Source organism: Rothia sp. (in: high G+C Gram-positive bacteria) (assembly GCF_015265375.1).
Taxonomy (GTDB): Bacteria; Actinomycetota; Actinomycetes; order Actinomycetales; family Micrococcaceae; genus Rothia.
The window spans coordinates 1-5,850 of sequence record NZ_JABZXW010000086.1; the positions used below are offsets into that span (position 1 = coordinate 1).

The 5,850-nt window shown below is 56.4% G+C and carries 6 protein-coding genes and 1 pseudogene; 5 read left to right on the forward strand and 2 right to left on the reverse strand.

What is annotated here, in order from left to right:
- Window positions 1-270: 270 nt before the first annotated feature.
- Both HXO69_RS08480 and HXO69_RS08485 read left to right on the forward strand, forming a co-directional pair.
- On the forward strand, window positions 271-816 hold the full coding sequence (locus HXO69_RS08480; RefSeq protein ID WP_296546504.1) for a GTPase: 546 nt from the start codon (window positions 271-273) through the stop codon (window positions 814-816).
- Between the two features lie 47 nt (window positions 817-863).
- Entirely contained in the window at window positions 864-2,297 is a 1,434-nt protein-coding gene (locus HXO69_RS08485; protein ID WP_296546505.1) for a D-mannonate dehydratase, read from the forward strand.
- A 23-nt stretch (window positions 2,298-2,320) separates the two neighbouring features.
- On the opposite strand, the gene HXO69_RS08490 is transcribed toward HXO69_RS08485, so the two are convergent.
- Window positions 2,321-2,953: a LysE/ArgO family amino acid transporter gene (locus HXO69_RS08490; RefSeq protein WP_049354383.1), complete on the reverse strand. Its 633-nt coding sequence runs from the start codon at window positions 2,951-2,953 to the stop codon at window positions 2,321-2,323.
- A gap of 204 nt (window positions 2,954-3,157) precedes the next feature.
- Here HXO69_RS08490 and HXO69_RS08495 point away from each other — a divergent pair, with 204 nt between their 5' ends.
- Together HXO69_RS08495 and HXO69_RS08500 are read left to right on the forward strand one after the other, a co-directional pair.
- Window positions 3,158-4,075, forward strand: coding sequence for a LysR family transcriptional regulator ArgP (locus HXO69_RS08495; RefSeq protein ID WP_296546508.1), 918 nt, complete (start codon window positions 3,158-3,160; stop codon window positions 4,073-4,075).
- Window positions 4,076-4,089: 14 nt separating this feature from the next.
- Complete coding sequence (locus HXO69_RS08500) at window positions 4,090-5,100, forward strand: hypothetical protein (RefSeq protein WP_296546509.1); 1,011 nt, start codon at window positions 4,090-4,092, stop codon at window positions 5,098-5,100.
- Between the two features lie 89 nt (window positions 5,101-5,189).
- Here the strand turns inward: HXO69_RS08500 and HXO69_RS08505 are convergent, their stop codons facing one another.
- On the reverse strand, window positions 5,190-5,504 hold the full coding sequence (locus HXO69_RS08505) for a cell division protein CrgA (RefSeq protein WP_005507388.1): 315 nt from the start codon (window positions 5,502-5,504) through the stop codon (window positions 5,190-5,192).
- Window positions 5,505-5,663: 159 nt separating this feature from the next.
- Here HXO69_RS08505 and HXO69_RS08510 point away from each other — a divergent pair.
- Window positions 5,664-5,850, forward strand: a pseudogene (locus HXO69_RS08510) (class E sortase); the annotation flags it as partial.

Below are 5,850 nucleotides of genomic sequence, written 5' to 3' on the forward strand. Positions count from 1 at the left end.
GGACTGAAGACTCGTGGAGTTGACTGGTACTAATAGGCCGAAGGCTTACTTTTCAGGATAATTGTGTGTTTGCGTTCACTGTATGGTTTTTGGATAACAATCCAATAGGCAATAAAAAGAGCCCGCTTACGCGGGCTCTTTTGCTTTAACAGCTAAAGCTGGAAAAGGGGGGCAGACCCACGCGGGTCTGCCCCCCTTTTTTTGTACCCTCAGAACCCCATGAATCTACCGTGCCCTCCAGAGAGGAGCGCACTGGGATAGAGTAGAACCATGCACTACCCCATGTTCTCCCACGCACCCGAGCCAGTCGATCAGCCGCAGCAGACTAACGAAGAACGAACCGTAGCCCTCTACGTAGAGAGCACACTGGAGCCTCACGAATCATGGGCAGCGCTCACCGAATACATCCACCTCTGGTGGCCCAGGCAGCTCCTGCAGAGCGAGGAAAGCCATATAGACCTCTCCACTGAGCTATTGCTTGAAGAGACAGCAGACGGTGACATCATTCCTGTAGCTCGAGTTGTTCAGCACGAGAACGAAGATGTCCTCACCATTGCGCCCTACCAGGGCACACGCCTAGGACGCCTCATGGGAGTAGCTGAAGAATCGGAAGAAAGCCTGAGCATCATCCTGGATGCCCTAGCTCCGGAGACTGCAGAAGGACCGCTATCCCTACTCGAGATCAGTAGCGGCACCTACGCAGGTCGTGAGGACGAGGAACTGGGTATTTACGAGGAACAAGAAGAAATAGCTGAGCTACTCATGGGCGCATACGCTCGCTTTATTGGAGCTGAACTCCAGCGAGAAGAACTATAGGGGCTCGGGGGTAAAAGAGGGTTCTCAACCCTGTAGAGTGGTATGTCATGAGCACACAGGAGCAGAACACCCCGCTGCAGAAGGACGCACGCCCCACCTGGGCGCGACTGCGCACTAAAGCTGTGGCAGAAGAGGCACAACCTCAGCGCTACAGCAAGACTGATGTGCTGAAGCAGAGCAATACCTGGTTCCGCAAACAGGGCGTGCCCCTCATCATTCCTGCACGTCAGCGTGCTCTCGACGCCTTCCCGCGCTCCGTACCCTGGATCCTGTGGGCGAGCATCATGCACGTCTGTTATATCTTCCTGCGCGATATCCTCATCTTCATCGTTGATGACGCAAAGGGGTCCCTCCCGGAATACATCAAAGCCATCACGACCAACACCGCGCTCAGCAATGAAGTGCTACCCATGCTGGTGCTCGGTGGTATCTTCCTCGTGATGCCGATAATCTCCGGTGTGTTCATTACTCTTGCCCATATACTCATGGTCCGCACCCCGCAGTGGGTTCAAATCACCACGGGTATTCTTACCGTACTTTTTGCCGGCATGCTCTTTGTCGCCAGTGTCTTTGAATCCAGCAGCCTCGACGGCCTCGACTTCGTCTACGACGGTTCCCAAGTATTCCCGCTCATCGTTGTGGGCATCTACCTCGCCATCTTCCTCGGCGTAGACACCATCCTAGGGTGGTCCTTCAAACACGCCATCCACCAGCTCGCCTCCCTGCCGCCCATGATTGCGAAAGTACTGCCCGTGCTCATGGTGTCCGTGCTCTTCATCTTCGTGAACGCAGACCTCTGGAAGCTCGCCAACGGGCTCAGCTTCCCGCGCACCTGGGCTGTTCTAGGGCTCATGGGGCTACTTGCCGTGTTCGTGGTTGTCACAACCTCCCTAGAGCGCACAGCGCGCCTGCTGGGACGCTCCAGAGGTGACAATATCGCAAGCTTTAGCGAGAACGACTACGAGCATGCCGCAACCCTCGAAGGAGGAATCTGGAACACTGCCCAAGACTGGGTCGAAGAGAAGAAAATCCTCGAACACCGACCCCTCAAAACCGCGCCCTGGGGCAACCTCATTATCATCCCCATGATCGGGCAGATTATTCAGGCGAGCTTCTTCATGCTGCTCGTTTTCGGGTTCTTCATGGGGTTCTCATCCATCGCCATTAGCGATACCACCATAGAATCCTGGATGACCGTCAAACCCGAACACCTCAAAATCCTCGGCGTAGACACCAACATCAATGCCGTGGTCATCAAGGTGTCCATGATCGTTGCCGTGTTCTCCGGACTCAGCTTTGTCGCAACCACCAGTAGCGACGAAAAGTACGCCCGAAGCTTCCTCAAACCCATGATCGAGCGAATCAAGCACATCCTGGTTATTCGCGATATCTACCTGGGCCTGCTCACCATGCCCAAAAACGAGGTACTCATACCCCTCGAAGAGGAGAAGAGCGCGGAAAAGGAGACCGACAAGGCATAAAAGGGCTCCTCAGGGGGTAGAAGCTAGTGGGTCGACAGGTTCATCGTCAGCAGATTGAACACCAGGTATGCCATCAGAAGTGCCGTCGCCCCATCCAAAACACGCCATGCCGAAGGACGCGCAAAGAGCGGACGAAGCAGACGCGAACCGTACCCCAGCCCCAAAAACCAGATAATACTACCGCAGCAGCACCCCAGGTAGTACCACCAACGGCCAGGATCGCCCTGGGCGTTCGCCAGCGAACCCAAAAGAATAGTCGTATCCAACCACGCCAGCGGATTCAAATACGTCACCGCCGCCGTGGTCAGCAGAGCCGCCTTCAACGACTGAGAATCGCCCTCCGCATCATCCACCACGATGGAATGCGGGGTAAACACACGCCGCCCAGCCTCAAAACCAAACCACGCCAAAAACGCCGCACCCACATAACGGAACACCTCAATGAACCACGGTGCCGCATCCAACAGAGCGCCCAGGCCCACCACGCCCAAGCCAATCATCAGAGCATCCGACAGAATGCAGAAAATAATGATTGGGGTAATATGCCGACCCAAAATACCCTGACGCAGCACAAAAGTTCCCTGGGCACCAATAGCCGCCACCAGAGAAATCGTGGTGGTAGCACCCAGAAACAGCAGGGACAGGGAGGTGGACATGGTGAAACTTTCTATGCGGGTCAAACGGGGCGCGGGCTTCGCGGATATGCGGGTGGTGGCTCCTCTAATACCAGCTTGCCAGGCAAAAGCATGCGACACAGGGATATTGCCGTATTAGCTACAGTGTGAAGCGCCAGAGACGAGAATACGGGAAAACAAACCCTAAATCTATCTAAATATTTTCACACTGCGTAAGATATTCTTATGACACGTTTCAGTACCGACCAGCTCACCACCTTCGCCACCGTTATCGAATACGGCACCTTCGACGCGGCGGCAGACATCCTGCGAGTGAGCCCCTCCGCCATCTCCCAGCGCATCAAAGCCATGGAACAGATTGCCGGAAAGGTCCTGCTACGCCGAAGCAACCCCGTCACCCCCACCGACGCCGGACAAAGCGTGCTGCGCATCGCCCGCCAGAGTGAATTCCTGCAACAAGAAATGGAACGCGAACTCATGGGCGCCGGCGGCTTTCAGAGCGTCTCCGTTGCCGTCAATGCCGACTCGCTCGCCACCTGGTTCATCGACGCCGTCGGAACCCTCAGCCGCGAAGACAGCATCTTCTGCGACCTGCGACGAGAAGGCGAATTTCACTCATCCGCCATGCTCCGCTCCGGAGAAGTCATGGCAGTCATCACCTCCAAACCCGAAAAAATTCCCGGCTGCTCCGTCGAAACCCTCGGCGTGGCACGCTATTGGTGCGTCGCAACCCCCGACTACGTACAGCGATACCTACCCGGCTGGCCCAAGCGCGTAAGCCGCGAAGAGCTCAACCGCGCCCCCGTCGTCGAATACGACCGCAAAGACTTCGTGCAGGACGTAGCACGAGTCCTCATTGAACAAGAAGTAGGTCTGGAGGCTGAAGAAACCTTCACCCAGAGCCCCACGATCTACATTCCCTCCTCCCCGGACTATGCGCGCGCCGTCAGCGCCGGTATCGCCTGGGGTCTCATTCCCGAAGCGCAATGCGCCGAAGAGCTCGCAAATGGGCACCTCGTGAAGCTCGCCGCAACCCCCGTAGAATTCCCCCTCTACTGGCAACGGTGGAACATTAACTCACCCGTTATGGAGACCGTAACCCGCCGCGTCCACGAAGCGGCACGAGGCGACCTGATCTACTAGAAGAGGATGGCTCCGTGAGCTTTATGGAACGCCACCAGGTGGCTCTCTATCTTGCCTCCATGGCCGTGGGAGTTGCCTGCGCGGGGCTGAGTGGGTGGAGCCTGGTTTCTGAGCAGCTCGTGCCCTACACGCTCGGTGCGCTCCTGTGGACCAACTTCGCTCTCATGCCTCTAGTCGGCATGAGTGTCGGTCAGCATAAGAGGCTCGCTCGCACGGTCGTGCTGGTGGCTACCCTTGGAACCCCGATTCTAGTTACGCCTCTGGTCTCCCTCTTCATTCCTGAGGGCGGTCCCGTTGCTCTAGCTGCAGTGATTGTTTTGCTGGCTCCATGCGTGGATTACGTTGTGGTTTTTACGTGTATTGCTGGAGGGGAATATCGCGGTTTGCTGGCGGCAACGCCCTACCTGCTTGGTGCCCAAATCATTTCTGTTCCAGTATGGACTAGTATATATGCATATATAGGAATATTAGATATTGGGGTGATGGGAGAAATATTCCCCCTCCCCGCTGAAAGCTACCTCAGCCTGGCACCGCTCATCGTGCCCCTAGTAGCCGTCTACCTCGCGCAACGCTGGTCAACCCGCTCACCGCAGTGCCAACAAGCCTATGAACGAGTACGCACCATAAGCGATGCCGCGATGATTCCCCTCATGTGCCTGCTCCTTGCTCTCATGTGCTCCGCCTACACCCCGGCGGTGCTCAACCAGGCACAGCTTATTCCCCGACTCGCCGGACTCTACCTCACCTACGCAATCCTTGCAGGAGGCACCGCATGGTGCCTCAGTAAGGTGATGAGCCGACCGGAACGCGTCTCCGTAACCTTCAGTGCTGTCACCCGCAACGCCCTCATCATCTACCCCGTCGTCGCGCTCTGCGCACAACGCCTGGCACACAACGGGAACCCCGAAGCGAGCCTTATGGGCGCCACGGTACTCACCCAAACCCTCACTGAGCTGCTCATCATGGTCGCCATGACCGCAATCTTCCGAGTAAGAGCAAAGACAGGTAACGCGGAGGCGCTCTAACTCCAGCCCTGCCAAACAGGCGAAACATACAGAGAGGCGGCCGTCCCACACGGGACGACCGCCTCTCCATAAGCTCTAATGCCTAAGTCTTAACGCCAGCGAGTCATCATCAGCATGCTCACCATCATGGCGCCCACACCAACACTCACATTCCACATACCCAAATCAGGAATCGGGAACAGGCCCTGCGTAATGTAGAAAACAATAATCCACAGAATGCCCACCGCCAGCAGCGAGAACATAATCACTCGGTACCACAACGGAGTCTGCTCCTTCAGCTGCGTGCCGCTCTCCATCTCACGAGCAATCTCACGCAGACGCAGCTCGCTTGCATCCTCCACCTCAGACTTAGCAGACTTCTGAGACTTCTTCTTGGACGATGCCTTAGCCGAGTTGGTCGACATACTTCCTCCGCTTATTGTTGTATGGGTAACCTAAAAATATATGTTCACACCTATCTTTGCAGACTTACGGGATGATTTCACCTTCTCCGTGCGTTGAAAGATAAGGAACGCCACCCGGCGCCCAAGAACATACACAACCCAAAGGACAAAGGAGAACGCATGAGCCAAGGAACGGCACCCACCGCAGAGCGCCGCCCCCGCACCGTGCTGCACTGGATCATCCAGATTACAGGCGAACTCCTTATCACCGTGGGCCTCCTGCTGTTGCTCTTCGTCGCATGGCAGCTCTGGTGGACCAACATCGACGCCGACCGCACCCAATCCCAAGCCGTCAGCACCCTCGTCC